We start from the raw sequence: 19,264 nt of genomic DNA on the forward strand, positions 1-19,264 counted from the left end.
AGGCTAGGCTACCCTTAGTTCGAGGGAAGAGGTTCGGTTCATGCGTATCGTGTCGTTCGGTTATCAGACCTGGGGTCGTAAAACGCTGCAGGCCCTGATCGATTCGGAACACGAGGTGGTACTCGCGGTCACTCACCCCGCGAGTGAACACGCCTACAAGGGCATCTGGTCCGATTCGGTCGAGGAACTGGCGCGCGAACACGGCATTCCGGTCCACCTGACCGAGCGCGCCGATGCGGAGACCATCGATCTGGTCAAACGCGCCGAACCCGACATCATCGTGGTCAACAGCTGGTACACCTGGATGCCGCCGGAGCTGTATCTGATGCCGCCGCACGGCACGCTGAATCTGCACGATTCGCTGCTGCCGAAGTTCACCGGATTCTCGCCCGTGCTGTGGGCGCTGATCAGCGGCGAATCCGAATTCGGCCTGACCGTGCACCGAATGGACGAACAGCTCGACACCGGCGACATCCTCGTGCAGCGCTCGCTGCCGATCGGCCCGACCGCCACCGGAACCGAACTCGTCCTCGCCGGAATGGAATTGATTCCGGGCGCGCTCCAGGAGGCACTGAGCGCGATCGAATCCGGCACCGCGGTCTGGCGGCCGCAGGACAAGACCGAGCGCACCTATTTCCACAAGCGGTCCGAGCGCGACAGCCGCATCGACTGGCATTGGGACGCGGTGGATCTCGAGCGTTTCGTGCGCGCGCTGTCCGAGCCGTATCCGCGGGCGTTCTCCTACTATCGCGGCGAGAAGGTGGAGATCACCGCCGCCACCCTGTCGCAGGCCCGCTATGGCGGAACCCCCGGCCGCGTCGTCGTGCAGGAGGGCGGTGGCGTGGTGATCTGCGGGCCGGACGCGCATCGCGGCGGCAATCTCGGCTTGGTCGTCACCCGGGTACGCACCGCCGACGGCGCCGAGCACGACGGTGCCGAATTCTTCGCGCGCGGTGGTTATCTCACCGACGCCCCGCGATGACCGCGCTGTCGGCGCAGCAGCCGGCGGCGGGGCAGCTGTCGGCGGGGCAGCGCCGGATCTGGTTCCTGCAGAACCGCGATCCGGAGGACACCACACTCAACTGCTGTGCGGTCCACCGGCTCGAGGGTGCGGTGGACGCCGCCCGGCTGCGGGACGCGATCACCGAAACCGTTGCGCGGCACCAGGTTCTGCGCACGGTGTACACCCTCGACGAGGACGACGAGCCGCGGGCGGTGGTGCGTACGGCCGCGACGCCGTCCTGGCAGGAGGTCGATCTGCGCGATCTCGCCGCCGCCAGTCGGGAGCGCCGAGCTGAGGTGCTGACCCGCCGCGAGGCGGGGCGCCCCTTCGATCCGTCGTCCGAGACACCGTTGCGCTGCCTGCTGATTCGCACGGGTGAGCGGCGGTATGTCCTCACCCTCGTGGTGCACACGATCGCGTGGGACGACGACTCCTGGCAGATCTTCCTCGACGAGGTCGGTCAGCGCTACGCCGCGGTGGCGACCGCGCAGGCGGCCCGCGAAGACCGCGGAATGCGCAGCCGACGCGACGGCGCACCCGTCCCGGTGGCCGAGGCCGATCGCACGTATTGGCGAAATGCGTTGTCACCCTTGCCGCAACCGCTGGAACTGCCCGGCCGCGTCGTCGCGACCGTGCCCTCGCTGCGCACCGGCCACGTCCGCGCCGGGCTCCCGGCCGACGTGGCCGCGCGGGTAGCGGAGTTCGCGCACCGGCAGGGCACCACGCCGTTCGTCGTACTTCTCACCGCCTTCGACGCGCTGATCCACCGCTACACCGCCGCAACCGATTTCCTCGTCTGCGTACCGGCCACCGTGCGGCACGCCGAGGACACCGGTATCGGCTACTTCGGCAATACGCTGCTCCTGCGTACGACGGTCGACCCGGCGGACAGCTTCCTCGACTGCCTGCGCGCGGTGAACGACCGCGCCGCAGCGGCTTTCGAGCACCGCGGCACGCCGATCGACCAGGTCGTCGCCGACCTCAACCCCGAGCGAGGCAGTGGTCGCGACGGCCTGGAGCAGCTGGCCCGCATCGGATTCGGCGTCCGCCGTACCGCGACGCTCTCTCTCGACGGCATCGCGACCGCGGCGGTCGATGTCGGCAGCCCGACGACGCGGATGCCGCTGTCGCTCACCGTGTTCACCGCCGGCGACGTACCCGAGCGCATCGACATCGCCTATCAGGCAGACGAATTCGACGCCCGCATCGTCGAACAGTTCCTCGCCCACTATGTGCGGGTGCTCGCGGTGGCGATCGCCGAACCCGAGCGTCGCGTCGGCGAGCTGGATATCTTCGGAGCCCGCGACCGCGAGGGAATTCTGGAGCAGTCGCACGGCGAACTCGTCGCCGTCGCTCCCACCACGCTGGTCGATCTGTTCGAGCGGCAGGTGGCGGCGAATCCCGAGGCGGTCGCACTCGTCGACGCCCGCGACGGAGATCGCGAACTGAGCTACGACCACCTCGACCGGCGCGCGAATCGCCTGGCGCATCACCTGATTCGTCAGGGAATCGGCACCGAGGACGTGGTGGCGCTGCGGCTGAATACCTCGGTGGAGTTCGTGGTCGCCGTCGTCGCGGTGTTGAAGGCCGGCGCGGCCTATCTGCCGATCGATCCGGCCTATCCGGCGGATCGGGTGGAATTCCTGCTCGCCGATGCGCGGCCGGCGCTGGTTCTGGATGCCGGTGATCTGGGCGCCGCCGAAGCGGCCGCCCGCACATCGCCGCAGCACGATCCGCGCGACAGCGACCGAGTACGCCCGCTGCGGCCCGGCAATCTCGCCTACGTCATCTACACCTCCGGCTCCACCGGAACGCCGAAGGGGGTCGCCGTCCCCCACGCCGCGATCGCCGAACACGTCGTGGGATTCTGTGCGCAGTGGGGTGTGGGCGCGCAGGATCGGCTGCTGCAATCCTCGTCGATCGGTTTCGACGCCTCGCTGCTCGACATCTTCGTGACGCTCACCCTCGGTGCCGGCCTGGTGATTCCGAAGGTGGACGCCTTCGACGACATACCCCATGTGGCGGAACTGATTTCACGCTGCGGCGTGACCGTGCTGCATATGGTGCCGTCCATGCTCAGTACCCTGCTGATGCTGCCGGAGGTGAGCCAGTGGCGCGCGCTGCGCCATGTGCCGGTCGGCGGTGAGGCGCTCTACGGTGAGGTCGCCGACCGGTTCGCCGGCATCTTCGAGGCCGAACTCCGCAACCATTACGGGCCCACCGAGGCGGTCGTCTCGGCCACCCACCTCACCGTGGAGGGCCCGCAGGGAACCGGGATCGTGCCCATCGGCCGCCCCAACCGCAATGTCCATCTCTATCTGCTGGACGAGCGGCTGCAACTGGTGCCGACCGGCGTGGTGGGCGAAATCTACCTCGGGGGAGCGCAATTGGCGCGCGGCTATCTCGGGCGGGCCGCCGCCACGGCCGAACGTTTCGTGGCCGACCCGTTCGCGCCCGGGCAGCGGCTCTATCGCACCGGAGATCTGGCGCGCCGCAACGGCCACGGTGAACTCGAATTCCTGGGCCGCGCCGACGAACAGGTCAAGGTGCGCGGCTACCGCATCGAACTCGCCGAGGTGCAGGCCGCCGTCGCCGCTCATCCGGACGTCGCGCACTGCGTGGCCGCCGCGGTGGCCGACGAGACGCTCGGCACGGTACTCGCCGCCTACCTCGTGCCCGCGCGCCGCGAGAACGTCAGCGCCGCAGTGGATGTGGAGGCGGTGCGCGCACACGCCGCGGCGGTCCTGCCGCCGTACATGGTTCCGGGCGCCTTCGCGATCATCGACGAGATTCCGCTGACCGAACACGGAAAACTCGACCGCCGCGCCCTGCCGCCGCCACAGCGGTCGCCGGTGGAGTTGTATCGGGAGCCCAATACCGCGGTGGAGACGCGGATCGCGGAGTTGTTCGGGCGGATGTTCGGCCGTGAGCGGATCGGCGCCGAGGATTCGTTCTTCGAACTCGGTGGTCATTCCCTGCTGGCAGTGCGGCTGCTGGCCTGGATCCGAGCCGAATTCGGCGTGCGGATCGGTGTGCGCGCACTGTTCGAGACTCCGACCGTGGCCGGATTGGCGGCCCGGGTCGAGGCATCGACGACAGTGTTAGCTTAGCCTAAGCTACGATTTCGAGAGGCCGGGATCGCGAGTCGCCCGGAGCGAAGTACAAGGAGCTGTGCAATGAACCCAGGTCGAACATCCGCGCGCCGCGGCATGCGCGCACGCGGCGCGGTGCTGCGATCCACGATGCTGGCGCTGATCCTGGGTCTGGTGACGGCCGTGGCCGCCTGTGGATCCGGTTCGGACGACGCCGATTCCGGTGGGGCCGTGACGATCGAGCACAGCATGGGCACCACCACCGTCGACGGCACGCCCAAGCGTGTGGTGACCCTCGGCCCGGCCTGGCTGGACGCGGCCGTCTCGCTCGGGGTCACCCCGGTCGGCTATCTGGTGCCCGGCGCCGGGGCCGGGATGACCGTGCCGTGGCTGCCGCCGTCGCTGCCGCAACAGTCCAAGGCCCTGAACATGGGCGGCGATGTCGTCGAGCAGATCGCGGCGCTCGAGCCCGATCTCATCGTGGCGCCGGGTTACATGATGGACAAGGCCATGTACGACAAGCTGTCCAAGCTGGCCCCGACCATCGGGCCGCTGTCCTCGGCGCAGATCGATCCGTGGGAGGACCAGGTTCAGGCCCTCGGCAAGGCATTGCACAAGCAGGACCAGGCCGAGAAGGTGGTCGCCGATGTGCACGGCAGGATCGACGCGGTCGCCGCGAAACATCCGGGCCTGAAGGGCAAGACCTTCCTCACCTGCATGCTCACCACCCCCACCCAGCTGATGGTGCTGGCGGATCCGAAAGACGGTTCCGCGCAGGTGTTCACGCGGCTGGGGATGACGATGCCTGCGAAACTGGTCGCCGAGGCCCCCTCGGGCGGACGGCTGGCGCTCTCGCCGGAACGGCTCGGCGATCTCACCTCCGATCTGCTGGTGTGCGGCGCGGCGCCGGGCCTGCAGGAGAAGTTCACCCAGCTGCCCGGCTACGCGGATCTGCCGTCGGTGCGCCAGGGCGGCATCTCGTTCGTGGACATGATCACGATCAACGCCATCAACCAGCCGACCGCACTGTCGGTGCCGTATCTGCTGGACAAGCTCGAACCGACATTCGCGACCGTCGGCAAGTAAGGACTGATTACCCATGTCTGATTCGCCCGTGCCGAATACGAGCGCGCCGGCCACGTCTGCTCCGAAAACCGCTGCGGCCGGGACGGAGTCGCGAACGGGCGGGCGGGGCATCCCGTTGTCCCCGGCCCAGCAGGCCGCCCTGCTGCCGGAACGACTACGCGGCGTCGCGGCGACGAATCTCTTTCTCGCCCTGGAGATCACCGGTGACCTCGGTCCGGCCGATCTGGACCGGGCCGCGGTCGCCGCGGTGAACCGGCACGACATCCTGCGCACGGTCTTTCCGGACGATCGCCGGATTCCCTACCAGCGTGTCGTCGACGCGCCCGAGACGGTGGTCGAGACGGTCGAGACCGCCACCGCGGACCTCGACGCCGCGCTGCGCTCCGACGCCGCGCACCGCATCGATCCGGTGCGCGAGCTGCCGATCCGGATCAGACTGCACCGCACGCCCGATCGAGACATCCTGTCCCTCACCGCTCATCCGGTGGCCGCCGACGATCGCAGTCTCGAACTGCTGGTCGCGGAACTGGTCGAGGGGACGGTCGCCGAGCCCGTGACGCAGTACCGGGGCTACGCGATGGCACAGATGAAGTCGCTGGTCGGCGACGCCGCCGCCGATCCCCACCTCGGATACTGGCTGGATCGGCTGGCCGATCTGCCGGAGCGGGCGACCGTGGCGGTGGCCGCTGACTCCGGTGCGAAATCGGGACCGGCCGCCGCGACGCGCACCCTGCGGATCCCGGCGGCTGCCTTCGGCGACCACGACGTCGAACTGGCGGTGGTCGCCGCGCTGGCCGCGGTGCTGGGCGCGGCGGGTCTCGGGGATGACGTGCCGATCGGCATCGCCGACGCGGGACGCACCGGCGCACAGCAGGATTCGGCGCTCGGCGCCTACGCCAACCATCTGGTGCTGCGCGTCGACACCGCCGCGGCGGCCACCCCACGAGCACTGCTGGCGCAGGTCGCGGAGCTCGCGGTGCCCGCCCGCGCCCATGCCGCGGCCCGGATCGAGCGGATCACGCATCAGCTGCGCGGCGCCGCCGCCGTCGCCGCCGGTGCGCCCTTCCAGGCTCTGGTCATCAACCGAACCGAGGTGACCGGCGCGAATGCGCGCGAGATCGCCCGGCGGGTGGCGCGGCCGCACGGCGTGGATGTCGTCGCCGATGTCGTCACCGGAGCCGAGGAGGTGGTGGTGACCCTCGAATTCCCGGCGGCATTCGCCGGGAGTGCCGAATTCGACGCGATCGCAGGCGGAATCGAGCGATGGCTGCTGAATTGTGCTGCGGCCTCGGAGAATCCGCTGCACGATGTGGAGCTTCCGGTGGTGTTCGAACGGAACGCGGCGTATTCCGGTGGCACCGGCCTCGGTGGAGAGCCCGGTACCGATGCCGAACGGTTGATCGCCGACACCATTCGCGAGGTGCTCGAACTGGACGCGGACGACGAGGTCGGCCGCGCCGACACCTTCTTCTCCCTGGGCGGTGACAGCATCGCCGCGCTGCGCATGGTCACCCTGCTCGGTGAGCGAGGCTATGCGCTGGACGTGCAGAAGGTGTTCGAATTCCCGGCTGTGCACGAAATGGCCGCACAGCTGACCGAGGCCGAGGCGGCCCCGGCCGCCGAACAGACCGCCCCCGTCGCGCCGATGAGCGCTTCCGGTCTGGATCCGGCCGCCCTGGCCGCACTCGGCAAGAAGTTCGCCGCACGGTGAGCGAGGTGGAGATTCTCGACGTCGTCGCGCTGTCGCCACTGCAGCGCGGGCTGTATTCGGTCAGTTCGATGGCGCAGGGCATCGACCCCTATCTCGTCACCTTCGCGGTGCGCGTGGAGAATCTGGCCGATCCGGCGGCACTGCGCGCGGCCTTCGACGGCGTCCTGCGGCGCTATCCGCATCTGGGCGCGGCGGTACTGGCCGAGGATGTGCCGCATCCGGTGCTGGTCATCACCTCGGAAGGCCGGATCGGCTGGCGCGAGGTGGATCTGCGCTCGGCCCCCGACCCCGAGGCGGCGGCGCGGGAGCTCTACTGGCAGGAAGCGCGCCGGCGGCTCGACCTGGACCGCGGCCCGCTGTTCCGGGTCGTCGCGGCGCGGGTCGGCGAGCGCGAGTACGAAGTGGTGTGCACCGCGCACCATATCGTCGTCGACGGCTGGTCGATTCCGCTGCTGTTCTCCGATCTGATCGCCCTGCACCGTGGGGAGGGCGCGGCGCTGCCCCCCGCTCCGCCGTTGCGGGAACACGCGGCCTGGCTGGCGAGCCGCGACACCGAGGCCTCGGCGCGGGCGTGGGCCGCGGCACTGGCGGATCTGGCGCCGATGCCGATGCTCGGGCCGCCGGCTCCGGCGGATCTCGACCTGCCCGTCGTGGGCGAGGCGCGCGTGGACGCGGCGGGCACCGACCTGCTCCTCACCTGGGCACGGAGCAACGGCCTCACGCTGAACACCGTGCTCCAAATGGCCTGGGCGCGTATTCTTTCCGGGCTGACCGGCCGCGACGACGTGGTCTTCGGCCAGACCACCTCGGGTCGCGACGCCTCGCTGCCGAATGCGGAGCGCCTGGTCGGCGCGCTGGTCACCACCATTCCGGTGCGGGTGCGGATGGACGAACGCGCGCCCGCCCAGGTCGGCGCCGAACTGCAGCGCTCGGTGGCGCAGTTGCGGGCGCACGAATATCTGGGCATCGCGGAGATCACCCGCCACGCCGGCGCCGGGCAGTTGTTCGACAGCCTGCTCGTCTTCGAGAACTCACCGGTCGGCGCGGTCGCACCGCGAATGCCGATGGGCGGCGGCGCCACCATGACCGCCCGCCGCGTCGATTCACCGAGCCACTATCCGATCGCCGTCGTGCCGGTACTGGAACACGGCGAGCTGATCTGCCGCGTCGAAACCCGCCCCGACCTGCTCACCACCTTCGACCCCGACCGAATGGCCCGCCGGTTGCTCGCCGTCGCCACCCGGATCGTCAGCGCGCGGCAGTGTAGTGCGGTCGACGTGCTGCTCGACGACGAGTCGGCGGCATTGACACCCGGTTGTGCGAGTGGCGCAACGGTTTCCGAGGTTTCCACCGTACGCGCCGGGACGGTTCCCGAGGCGTTGCTCGACGCTGCCGCTGCGGCCGCCGATCGGATCGCGGTCGTCGACGCGGCGGGCGAGCACAGCTTCACCGAATTCGGTTCGGCGGTACGCACATTGGCCGCCGAGCTGGGTGCGGCGGGGATCGGTTCCGGTGACGCGGTGGCGGTCATGCTGCCCCGCGACCGCCGGGTCCTGCACGCCCCCTTCGCCGTCGGTCTGGCCGGTGCCACCTGCGTGCACGTCGATCCGGCCACACCGGCGGACCGCGTGGCCTATCTGCTGAGCACCAGCGGTGCACGCATCGTGCTCGCCGACGCGGACCGCGCCGACGTCCTGGCCGAGGTCCGCGCCCAGGGCGTGGACTGCCGCCACGGCATCACCGACGGCGACGGCCGCCTCCGGTTCCCGGTCGCCGATGTGGTCGATCCCGCGGCAAACGCTGTGGCGCAACGGTATTCGGACGCACCGTGCTACGTGGTGTTCACCTCGGGCACGACCGGCAGGCCCAAGGGCGTCGCGGTATCGCATCGCGCGCTGCTCAACCACTGGGGCAATCACGAGCGGCGGATCTTCGCGCCGATCGCCGCCGCCACCGGGCGCACGCTGCGCATCGGGCACGGCTGGTCCACCGGATTCGATGCCGCGTGGCAGCCCACGGTCGCCCTGCTGAGCGGCCATACCGTGGTCCTGCTGGGTGACGAGGTGCGCACCGATGCCGAGCGCATCGTCGGCGCCATCGGCGAATTCGGGATCGACATCTTCGACACGTCGCCGTCCATGCTGAACCGGCTGATCGCCGCCGGACTGTTCCGCACCGATCCCGCGTCCGGCGCCGAGCGCTGTCCGCTGGCCGTGCTCGCGCTCGGCGGCGAGGCGATCAGCCCGGACACCTGGCGGCGCCTGCAGGGCTTGGCGACCACCCGGGTCATCAACTTCTACGGCCCGACCGAGGCGACCGTCGAGGCGCTGATGGCCGATGTGCACGACCATGCCGCGCCCACCATCGGCCGTCCGTTCGACGCGATGACGGCCGAAGTGCTCGATCACCGGTTGCGACCGGTGCCGCCCGGCGGGCAGGGCGAGCTCTACCTTTCCGGGCCGCAACTCGCGCTCGGCTATCTGGGGCGGCCCGCCACCACCGCGGCCGCCTTCGTCGCGGGCGAGGACGGCGAAAGGCGGTATCGCACCGGTGATCTCGTGCGCCGAGCCGACGACGGGACCGTCGTCTACGAGGGCCGCGTCGACCGGCAGGTGAAGATCAACGGGTACCGCGTCGAACCTGACGAGGTCAGTGTGGTGTTGCGGGAACTCGACGGCGTCCGCCACGCGGCGGCACTGGCCTTCACCGAGAACGGACGGACCCGGCTGGGCGCGCTGGTGGTCGGTGACGGCACCGTCGCACGGCTGCGTTCCGATCTGGCCCGGCGGCTGCCGCAGTTCCTGGTCCCCACCCGCATCGTGTTCGTCGACGAGATTCCGTTGAACCGCAACGACAAACTCGATGTGCACGTCGCGACCGAACTGCTGGCCCGCCCGGACGGCACCGGCGCCCGCGCCGAACCGCGCACCGAGACCGAACGCACCCTGCTGGCGCTGATCGAGGCGATGGGCGCAGGGGCGCGGATCGGCATCCTGGACAGCCTGGTGGACCTGGGGATCGACAGTATCGGCGTGATCGATCTGGTGTCGCGGCTGCGCGGCGCCGGCTACCGCGTCTCGGCCCGAGAAGTGCTGGCGGCGGCTGATCTTCGCGATCTCGCCGAGCGTCTGGACGAACCGTCCGAAGACGCCCAGGCCGATGCCGAGGTGACACCGGCGGGAACCGTACTACCGCTCACCGCCCTTGCGCACGAGATCCTCGGCTACGGCGACTATCGCTTCCTCGCCCAAACCCAGGTGATCTCGCTCGATCCGGAGATCACGCCCGAGGCGATCGTGCGACGGCTCGAGGACTTGGCCACCGCCCATCCCACCCTCCGGTCTCGCCTGGAGTTCGGTGACGACGGGCGGCCGGTCCTGATCGCGCAGGACCGCTCGAGCGCGGCCGCATCGTTCGCCGTCGCGGCGCCGGACGAAAGCCGGAGTGCGGCAGATCATCTGGCGGCGACCGTGCAACGGCTGGATCCGGACGCCGGCCGGATGGTGGCCGCGACCTTGTTGCCCGGCGACCGGCCGCGACTGGTGCTGTCGATCCACCATCTGGCGGTGGACGTGGTGTCCTGGCTGATTCTCGTGGACGATCTGCGCCGACTCGAACAGGGCGATGGCGCGGTGAACGAGACCGGGGCCGAACGGGTTTCGGATTCCGGCCCCGACGGCGCCCGGTCCGGCATTTCGCCGACGCTGGGCACACCGCTCGGCGGCCGCTACACCGATCCGCGCAGCGATCGGGCCGGTAAGGCCATCCGGCGAATCGTCGAACTGGGCCCCGACGACACCGAGGCGCTGCTCGCCCGGTGCGCGGACACCGATGTGCCCCTGGACGATCTGTTGCTGGCCGCGTGCGCGCGACTGGTCGCCGACACCGCCGACGCCACCGGTCGCATCGCGGTGACCCGCGAATCGCACGGCCGCGACCCCGGAGACGACACCCGCCGCGTCGGCTGGTTCACCGTCGAGGAGACGGCGTTGGTGCCGGCGGCCGAACTCGAGACCTGGACGCCGGCGACCGGCCGGGCGCCGGTCCACGATCGAACCCCGCACGCGCGCGGGCAGATTCGCCTCAACCACCTGGGCCGCTTCGACGTGCTGCAGTTAGGCAGCGGCCCGTGGACGCCGGTGCCGTTGCCGGAGCTCACCGCCGAATTCGGTGCGTCCGGACATCCGGATTTGCCGCTGCGCTTCACCATCGACCTCAACACCGCGGTGGTGTCGAAGGAGGCGCGTCCGGTTCTGGTCGCGCACATCGACGTGAACTCGGCGGTGCTGGACGAGGCCGGGGCCGACGCGCGAGCCGAGCGCTGGCGCACCATACTGTGTGATTTCGCCGCCGGAATGTCCGAATTCGGTGCACAGCGACAGGCAGGGTGACAGCTATGGGAGGGAAGGACTGATGACGGTTCAGACCGTTGATCCGGCCGAGCCGGAGGCGGCGCGGCAGGTGCCGCCGAGCACGCCCGACGCACCGCTGGAACCCGACCGGGTCGCGCTGAAACAGCAGCGCCGCGCCGACGGCCTGGCCCGCAAACAGGTGCTCGCGCCGGTGAACGGCGCGCTGTCGCTGGCGAGTCTGGTCGTCGTGGTCTCCTCGATCTGCGCGGTGGTGCCGTTCATCCTGATCGTCGAGGCCTGCCGGGAACTGCTGTCCACGCCGATCGACAAGGACCGGGTGTGGACGCTGGTGATCGCCGCGGTCGTGGTGCTGGTGCTGCGCGGCCTGCTGCAGGCCGCGGCGCTGGTCTGGACCCACATGGTCGACGCGAAATTCCAGCTCACCCTGCGACAACTGCTGGCGGCCAAGCTGACCCGGGTGCCGCTGGGGTGGTTCACCGACCGCAGCTCCGGCGAGGTGAAGAAGTTCCTGCAGGACGATGTCGAGGCCCTGCACTATCTGGTCGCACACGCGCGGTTGGAATTCGTCGGTGCGGTGACGGTGCAACTGGTGGCGCTGATCTACCTGTTCACCGTCGACTGGCGGCTGACGCTGATCCTGCTGGTGCCGCTGGTGCTCTACACCCGCGGCCTGGCGGCCATGATGGGTAAGGCGCATCAGGAGCGCTTCGCCGTCTTCGACGCCAACGAACGCGCCATCGAACAGTCCATCATCGAATTCGTCGACGGCATCCAGGTGGTGCGGGCGTTCGGCCGGGCCCGCAAGGCGCACAGCACCTTCCAGCGCGCGGTCGACAACACCGCCGAGAGCCTGCTGGCGTGGAAGACGCCGATGACCAAACTGCAGTCGGCCGCAGAGATCCTGCTGACCCCGGCGCTGCTCATGCTGGTCGTGGTGGTGGCCGGCGTGGGCTTCGCCGACCTGGGCTGGACCGATCCGGTCGACATCCTGCCGTTCCTGCTGCTCGGCATCGGCCTGGGCAGTGCGCTGCTGGGCATCGGCTTCGGCGGACAGGCGCTGCGCGAGGGCGGTGCCGCGGCGTTGCGCCTGCACCAGTTGCAGCAGACACCCGAACTCGAGGTGCGGGCCGACGGCGACGAGGCCGCCGATGCGGATGCGGACGGTGACGCTGCCGCCACGGGACTCGCGGTCCGGTTCGAACAGGTGAGCTTCGGCTATCGCGCCGACCGCACCGTCCTGCGCGAGGTCGACTTCGAACTCGCGCCCGGGACCATCACCGCCCTGGTCGGCCCGAGCGGTTCCGGAAAGTCGACCCTGGCCCGGTTGCTGCCGCGCTTCTACGACGTGACCGCGGGCCGGATCACGATCGGCGGCAAGGATGTTCGGCAGTACTCGACCGCCCAGCTCTACCGCACCGTGGGCTTCGTCCTGCAGGACGTGCGGATGATTCGCGGCACGATCCGCGACAACATCGCGCTCGCCCGGCCCGACGCGGATGCGGCCGCCGTCGAGCGAGCCGCACGCGCGGCCCAGATCCACGATCGGATTCTGGAACTGCCGCGCGGCTACGACTCCGAAATCGGTGTCGACGCGGTGCTGTCCGGTGGTGAGGCGCAACGCCTGTCGATCGCCCGCACCCTGCTGGCCGATACCCCGGTGCTGGTGCTGGACGAGGCCACGGCCTTCGCCGACCCGGAATCCGAGGCCGCGGTGCAGGACGCGCTCGCCGTCCTGGTCGCCGGGCGCACGGTACTGGTGATCGCGCATCGGCTGCACACCATCACGGGCGTCGACCGAATTCTGGTGCTGGACAACGGCGAACTCGCCGAAACGGGTGACCACGCGACGCTGTCGGTGGCCGGCGGGCTCTATCAGCGCCTCTGGGAACAGAATCAAGCGTCGGTGGTCGTGCTGGGCGTTTCCGACTCCGAAGGAGAACTGCGGTGATCAGGAAGATCTTCGCCCTCATTCCGCCGGAACTGCGCCGCTACGTGCCGCGCCATCTGGCCCTCATCGGCGCGGGCGCGCTGGGCCAGATCGCGGCCTATCTGCTGCTGATTCCGGTGCTGCAGGCGCTGTTCGACGGTGATTTCGGACGCGCCTGGCGCTGGACCGCCTGGCTGGCGCTCGCGGTGGTCGTCGCCTCGGTCTGTTCGTATCAGCAGTTGCTGGTGGGTCTGCGGATCGGCGTGGGCATGCTGCGCGGCGTGCAGACGCGGCTGGGCGACCACCTGAGCACGCTGCCGCTGGGCTGGTTCGCCACCGCCGACGCCGGATCCCTCTCCCGCATGGTGGTCGGCGGCGTGCGCGAAATCCTCAGCGTCGTCAACTATCTGCTCGCACCGGTACTGACCGCGGTCCTGGTTCCGGTGGGCGTCGCGATCGGGGTCGCCTTCATCGACTGGCGGATCGCGCTGGTCATGCTGGTCAGCCTGCCGGTGCTGCTGCTGGTCAGCAGCTGGGCCAACAACAGTTACACCCGGGCCGACCGCAGGCTCGATGCCGCTGCGGTAGAAGCAAATTCGCGGGTCGTGGAGTTCGCGCAGGCGCAGCCGGTACTGCGGGCCTTCGGTGCGGTGGGCGCGGGCAACCGGGCACTCACCCGGGCACTGCGCGACCAGGAGGCCGCGTCCAAGCGCATGATCGTGGCCAGTGTGCCGGGGCTGATGGTGTTCGCACTGTGCGTGCAGATCGTCTTCCTGATCGTGGTGTCGGTGGTGGTGGCCCGCGGGACCGGCGGCGACCTCTCCATTCCGGCCACGATCGCGTTGATCGCGGTGACCTCCCGGTTCATCGAACCGATCAACCGCGCCGCGCAGCTGAGCACCGCGATCCGCAGCGCCGGCGACGCCGCCGACCGGATCACGGCCTTCCTCGCCGAGCACGATCTGGCCGAGGCCACCGAACCGGTGACCCCCGGTGCGCCCGAGATCGTCTTCGACAATGTCGAATTCGGCTACCGTCCGGGTGAAAAGGTCGTCGACGGTGTGTCTTTCACCGTGCCGAGCGGCACCACCACGGCGATCGTGGGCCCCTCCGGCGGCGGTAAGACCACGCTGCTCAAGCTGGCCTCGCGGTTCTACGACGTCGAATCCGGCAGCATCACCGTCGGCGGCCACGATGTGCGCCGGCAGCCCTCGGAAACCCTGTTGCGCCAGGTGTCGCTGGTCTTCCAGGACGTCTACCTGTTCGACGAGACCATCTCCGACAACATCCGCATCGGAAATCCGGACGCCACTGCCCAGCAGGTGCGCCGGGCCGCGGAGATCGCCCGGGTGGACGAGATCGTCGGCCAACTGCCCGACGGCTGGGATTCGGCGGTGGGCGAGGGCGGCGCGGCCCTGTCCGGTGGTGAGCGCCAACGGGTCTCGATCGCCCGCGCGCTGCTCAAGGACGCACCGATCGTGCTGCTCGACGAGGCGACCAGCGCGCTCGACCCGCACAGCGAGGCGGCGGTGGTGCGCGGCATCCACGAACTGACACGGGACAAAACCGTCGTCGTGGTGGCGCATCGGCTCGACACCATCGCCCATGCCGATCAGATTCTGTTCGTGGAGGCGGGCCGGATCGTCGAACGGGGCACGCACGCCGAACTTCTCGAACTCGGCGGCCGCTATGCCGGGTTCTGGTCGGAGCGGTCCCGCGCGACCGGCTGGCATCTGGTGTCGGCCTGAGGTTTTCGCGCCGGACGGGTCACCGCCAGTAGCCGCGGGTGGCGATATTGTGTTTCGGCAGTTTGGCTTTCAGCGATTTGGTGATCGCGCGCGTGGTGGCGGCATCGCAGGCGGCCCAGCCGAACGCGTCGGGGGAGCAGGTCACCGAGTCGGCCGCCTGCCGCAGCAACTGGCCGTAGTTCACCCGTTGCACCCACGTCACCTCGGTTTTCGGTCCGGTGCGCACCGGCAGCGACTGTTCGGACTCCTCCTGCCATTCCAGCCACACCCGGGCCGGCGTCTCACCGATCGCATCCAGCAGTGAATTGATCGCCGGCAGCGAGGCGCTGTCGCCGAAGATCAGGAATTCCGACGGAACCGGTTCGGGCACCGCGAATTTCGAGCCCATGACGGTGGCGTCGATCTCGTCGCCGACCGCGGCGCGCGCGGCCCACTGCGAGGCCGGACCGCCGTGCAGTGCGAATTCGATATCGAATGCGTCGTTGCCGGGATCGGGGTCGACGAGGGTGTATCCGCGCTGTTGCAGAGTGCCGCTCTCATCGGGGAACCAGATGCGGATCCACTGCGTGGGGTGCACAGGATGGTCGGCCAGCAGGCCGCCACCGGTGAAGCCGAGCCGCAGGTACTTGTCGCCGATCTGCCGCACCGAGGTGACGGTCAGCCGGTAGTCGTCCGCGCGCAGCGCCTTGAGGATGACGCCGTTGATGCCTTTGCCCATGGGGCTAGGGTAGCTGGGTTAGGTTAGCCAAACCACATCCCTACGGCAGTCGGGGTCGGGTGGGCTACTATGCTTGGAGGTTAGGCAAGCCTAGCCTTTGAAGTAGGTGGTGAGGCCCGATTTCCGGCCGGTGAGGAGTTTGTCTGATGCTCGGCAAGGCTGACGTTCGTGACATCGTGGCGGCGGAGCTGGGGATCCGACCCGAGGCGATCGGATACGACGACGATCTGGTCGGTCTGGGCATGCATTCGATGAAGCTGATGCGCCTCGCCGGTCGCTGGCGCAAACAGGGCCACGAGGTCCGCAGTTCCGAACTCGCGCTCGCGCCCACGATCTCCGCCTGGGCCGAATTGCTCGGCGCCACTCCCGAACCCGCGCCCGCCGCCACCCCTGCCTCGCCCGAAGCCGGTGCCACATTCGCCGACGGCGAGGAATTTCCGCTCGCCACCATGCAGCACGCCTACTGGGTGGGCCGCCGCCAGGATCAGCGGCTCGGCGGCGTCGCCGCCCATCTCTACGTCGAATTCGACGGCCGCGGCCTGGATGCCGAGCGCATGGGCCGTGCGGTCGAACGCCTGGTCCGGCGCCATCCCCAGTTGCGCGTGCAATTCACCGATGCCGGCACGCAGCGCGTGCTGCCCGAGCCGCTGCTCCCGGTGTTCCGGGTGGAGGATCTGCGCGCGGCCGCCGATCCGGACGCGGAACTGGAACGCCTGCGCCAGGCCAAGAGTCATCAGCGGATGGATGTCGAGGCCGGCCAGGTCGTCGACATCACCCTCACCCTGCTGCCCGACGACGCCCACCGCGTGCACGTCGACGTGGACATGCTCGCCGGAGATGCGTTGAGCTACCGGAGAATTCTCGACGATCTGGCCGCGCTCTACGACGGCGACGCCGATCCGGCCGATACCGTCGGCTACACCTTCCGGGAATATCTCGACGCCAGAGCGCGCCAGATGCCGGACAACTCAGCGGCCCAGGCCTGGTGGGAGCAGCGACTCGCCGACCTGCCCGATATCCCGTCGTTGCCGGTCCTGGCCGAGGACGAGCGCGCCGACCCGAGCCGCAGCATCCGGCTGCACCACTGGTTCGAACCCGAGGCCAAGGCCGGATTCGACAAGCTCGCCCACAGCCACGGTGTCACTCCGGCGGTGGCGTTGGCCACGGTGTTCGCCGAGGCCATCGCGCGCTGGTCCGCGCGGCAGCGCTTCCTGCTGAACGTCCCGCTGTTCGACCGGGAGCCGTTGCACGACGACATCGACCGTGTGGTCGGCGACTTCACCAATTCGGTCCTGGTCGACGTCGACGCCCGCGCGCCGGAATCGATGGTCGCCCGCGCCAAGCGCCTGCAACGCGAATTGCACACCTGCGCTGTGCATTCGGTGTACGAGGGCCTGGATGTGCTGCGTGATCTCGGCCGCCTGCGCGGCGCTCCGGTGACGCCGTCGGTGGTCTTCACCTCGGGCCTGGACCTGGGTGAGCTCTTCTCCGACCGGGTCACCGCGCTGTTCGGCGAGCCGGTGTGGATTCTGTCGCAGGGCCCGCAGGTCGATCTCGACGCGCAGGTCGCCGAACTGGGCGGCGGTCTGCTGGTCAACTGGGATGTGCGCCGCGACGCAATGCCCGAGGGGGTGGTCGCGGCGATGTTCGCCGAATTCCGCCGCCTGCTGCTGGCTCTCGCCGAGCCGGGTGCGGACTGGAACGTCCCGCTGTCGATCGAGCTGCCGGCGCAGCAGCGCGCGGTGCGCGAGCGGGTGAACGACACCTTCACCGACTGGCAGGCCCGCACGCTGCACGGTGAGTTTTTCTGCCGGGCCCGGCGCAAGCCGGAGGCCGAGGCCCTGCGCTGGCGCGGCGGTGCCTGCGACTACGGCGATCTGGCCGATCAGGCGCTCGCGGTGGCCGCCGCGCTCACCGATGCCGGCGTGCGGCCCGGCGACACCGTCGCGGTGGTGATTCCCAAGGGCCACCGGCAGATTCCGGCCGTCCTCGGTGTGCTGGCCGCGGGTGCGGCCTATGTGCCGATCGGCACCGGTCAGCCGCCGGCGCGACGCGACCGCATTCTGGCACGCGCAGGCGCCCGGGTCGCGCTCACCGATGCGGCCCTCGAGCTCCCGGCCGATGTCACCGCCGTCGAATTGACCACCGCGCTGGCCGGCCGTCGCCTCGAGCGCGCCTACGCCAGTGATCCGGACGCCGTCGCCTACGTGCTGTTCACGTCCGGCTCCACCGGTGAGCCCAAGGGTGTGGAGGTCAGCCATCGCGCCGCCGCCAACACCATCGACGCCCTCGCCGCCTCCTTCGGCCTGGATGCGAGCGCTCGGCTGCTGGGCCTGTCGTCGCTGGAATTCGATCTGTCGGTCTTCGACATCTTCGCTCCGCTCGCTCTGGGCGGTGTGCTGGTGTGCGTGGACGCCGAGATCGAGCGGGACGCCCAGGCGTGGGCCCGGCTGATCGCCGAAGACGAAGTGAGCGTGCTCAATTGCGCGCCGGGCTTGATCGGGATGCTGCTGGACGCCGCCGACGCGGCGGCATTGCGCACACTCCGGGTGGTCGTCACCGGCGGCGACCGGGTCGACGCCGAACTCGCGCATCGCCTGCGCGCCTCGGTGCCCGGCCTGCGTTTCGCCGGACTCGGCGGAGCCACCGAGGCCGCGATCCACTCGACCGTCTGCGAAGTGACCGACGACTTCCCGGCCGACCGTGCCACCGTGCCCTACGGCACGCCGCTGGCGAATGTGGCGATGCGGGTGGTGAACGAGCGCGGCGAGGATTGCCCCGATTGGGTCGTCGGCGAATTGTGGATCGGCGGAACCAGTGTGGCCGACGGCTACCGCGGCGACCCGGAACGCACCGCGCAGCGCTTCGTCGAATACGGCGGCCTGCGCTGGTACCGCACCGGCGACCTGGCCCGCTATCTGCCCGACGGCACCGTCGACTTCCTCGGTCGCGCCGACCATCAGGTCAAGATCCGCGGCTACCGCGTGGAACTCGGCGAGGTCGAAACCGCGCTGACCACACTGCCGTCCGTCCAGCAGGCCGTCGCCCTGGTGACCGATTCCGGCCGGTTGGCCGCCGCGGTGCGGGCCGGCGGTGTCACCACCGACGAGTTGCGGGCAGACCTGCGGGATCTGCTTCCCGCCCACATGATCCCGGACCTGATCGAGATCGTGACCGAGATCCCGCTGACTCCCAACGGGAAACTGGACCGGGCCGCGATCCGGCGGCTGGTCGAGGCCGGCGCCCCCGATGCCGGCGCGTCCGCGGTGCCGCCCGCGAACGAGATCGAGGCGGCGCTGGCCTATATCACGGCGCAGATCCTCGGTGTCGAGACGGTCGGTGTGGAAACCGATTTCTTCGAGATCGGCGGCAACTCGATCCTGGCCACCACGCTCACCGCCAAGGTGCGCGGACTGCTCGCGGTCGAGAAATTCGGAGTCACCGCGGTGTTCGGCGGACGGACCGTGCGCCGCATCGCCGCGCAGCTGCAGGCAGACGGGACCACCCCGGGGCGCTTGGCGCAGGTGTCGCGAATTCTGCTGGAGCTGGCCGAAGTGCCTGTGCCCCAGACTAATTCGGCCCTCGTTCCATCGGGGAACTGACCGC

General features: G+C 69.7%; 9 protein-coding genes. 8 read left to right on the plus strand and 1 reads right to left on the minus strand.

Translation table 11 applies throughout. The features are described 5' to 3' along the window. Positions 1-40: 40 nt before the first annotated feature. The 7 genes from RJ03_RS04015 (at position 41) to RJ03_RS04045 (ending at position 14,940) form a co-directional block, all read left to right on the plus strand. On the plus strand, positions 41-982 hold the full coding sequence (locus tag RJ03_RS04015; protein ID WP_036498184.1) for a methionyl-tRNA formyltransferase: 942 nt from the start codon (positions 41-43) through the stop codon (positions 980-982). Beyond that, positions 979-4,113 (plus strand): non-ribosomal peptide synthetase, encoded by a 3,135-nt coding sequence (locus tag RJ03_RS04020; protein WP_051024278.1) that lies wholly within the window; start codon positions 979-981, stop codon positions 4,111-4,113. Before RJ03_RS04015 ends, RJ03_RS04020 begins: the two co-directional genes overlap by 4 nt. Positions 4,114-4,179: 66 nt before the next feature. Next, positions 4,180-5,181 (plus strand): ABC transporter substrate-binding protein, encoded by a 1,002-nt coding sequence (locus RJ03_RS04025; protein ID WP_051024280.1) that lies wholly within the window; start codon positions 4,180-4,182, stop codon positions 5,179-5,181. A 13-nt stretch (positions 5,182-5,194) separates the two neighbouring features. Beyond that, positions 5,195-6,892, plus strand: a complete 1,698-nt coding sequence (locus RJ03_RS04030; RefSeq protein WP_036498186.1) for a condensation domain-containing protein — start codon at positions 5,195-5,197, stop codon at positions 6,890-6,892. Beyond that, positions 6,889-11,283: a non-ribosomal peptide synthetase gene (locus tag RJ03_RS04035; protein WP_245552176.1), complete on the plus strand. Its 4,395-nt coding sequence runs from the start codon at positions 6,889-6,891 to the stop codon at positions 11,281-11,283. The genes RJ03_RS04030 and RJ03_RS04035 overlap by 4 nt, the downstream gene beginning before the upstream one ends. Positions 11,284-11,305: 22 nt before the next feature. Beyond that, positions 11,306-13,213, plus strand: a complete 1,908-nt coding sequence (locus tag RJ03_RS04040) for an ABC transporter ATP-binding protein (RefSeq protein WP_083870592.1) — start codon at positions 11,306-11,308, stop codon at positions 13,211-13,213. Further along, entirely contained in the window at positions 13,210-14,940 is a 1,731-nt protein-coding gene (locus tag RJ03_RS04045; protein ID WP_036498187.1) for an ABC transporter ATP-binding protein, read from the plus strand. The genes RJ03_RS04040 and RJ03_RS04045 overlap by 4 nt, the downstream gene beginning before the upstream one ends. A gap of 19 nt (positions 14,941-14,959) precedes the next feature. Here RJ03_RS04045 and RJ03_RS04050 read toward each other — a convergent pair whose 3' ends face one another. Further along, on the minus strand, positions 14,960-15,658 hold the full coding sequence (locus RJ03_RS04050; RefSeq protein WP_036498189.1) for a siderophore-interacting protein: 699 nt from the start codon (positions 15,656-15,658) through the stop codon (positions 14,960-14,962). A gap of 146 nt (positions 15,659-15,804) precedes the next feature. Here RJ03_RS04050 and RJ03_RS04055 point away from each other — a divergent pair, with 146 nt between their 5' ends. Continuing rightward, positions 15,805-19,260 carry a non-ribosomal peptide synthetase gene (locus RJ03_RS04055; protein ID WP_036498190.1) on the plus strand — a complete coding sequence of 1,152 codons (3,456 nt, stop codon included), beginning with the start codon at positions 15,805-15,807 and terminating at the stop codon, positions 19,258-19,260. Positions 19,261-19,264: the final 4 nt, after the last annotated feature.

This window comes from Nocardia aobensis NBRC 100429 (assembly GCF_000308375.1).
Taxonomy (GTDB): domain Bacteria; phylum Actinomycetota; class Actinomycetes; order Mycobacteriales; family Mycobacteriaceae; genus Nocardia; species Nocardia aobensis.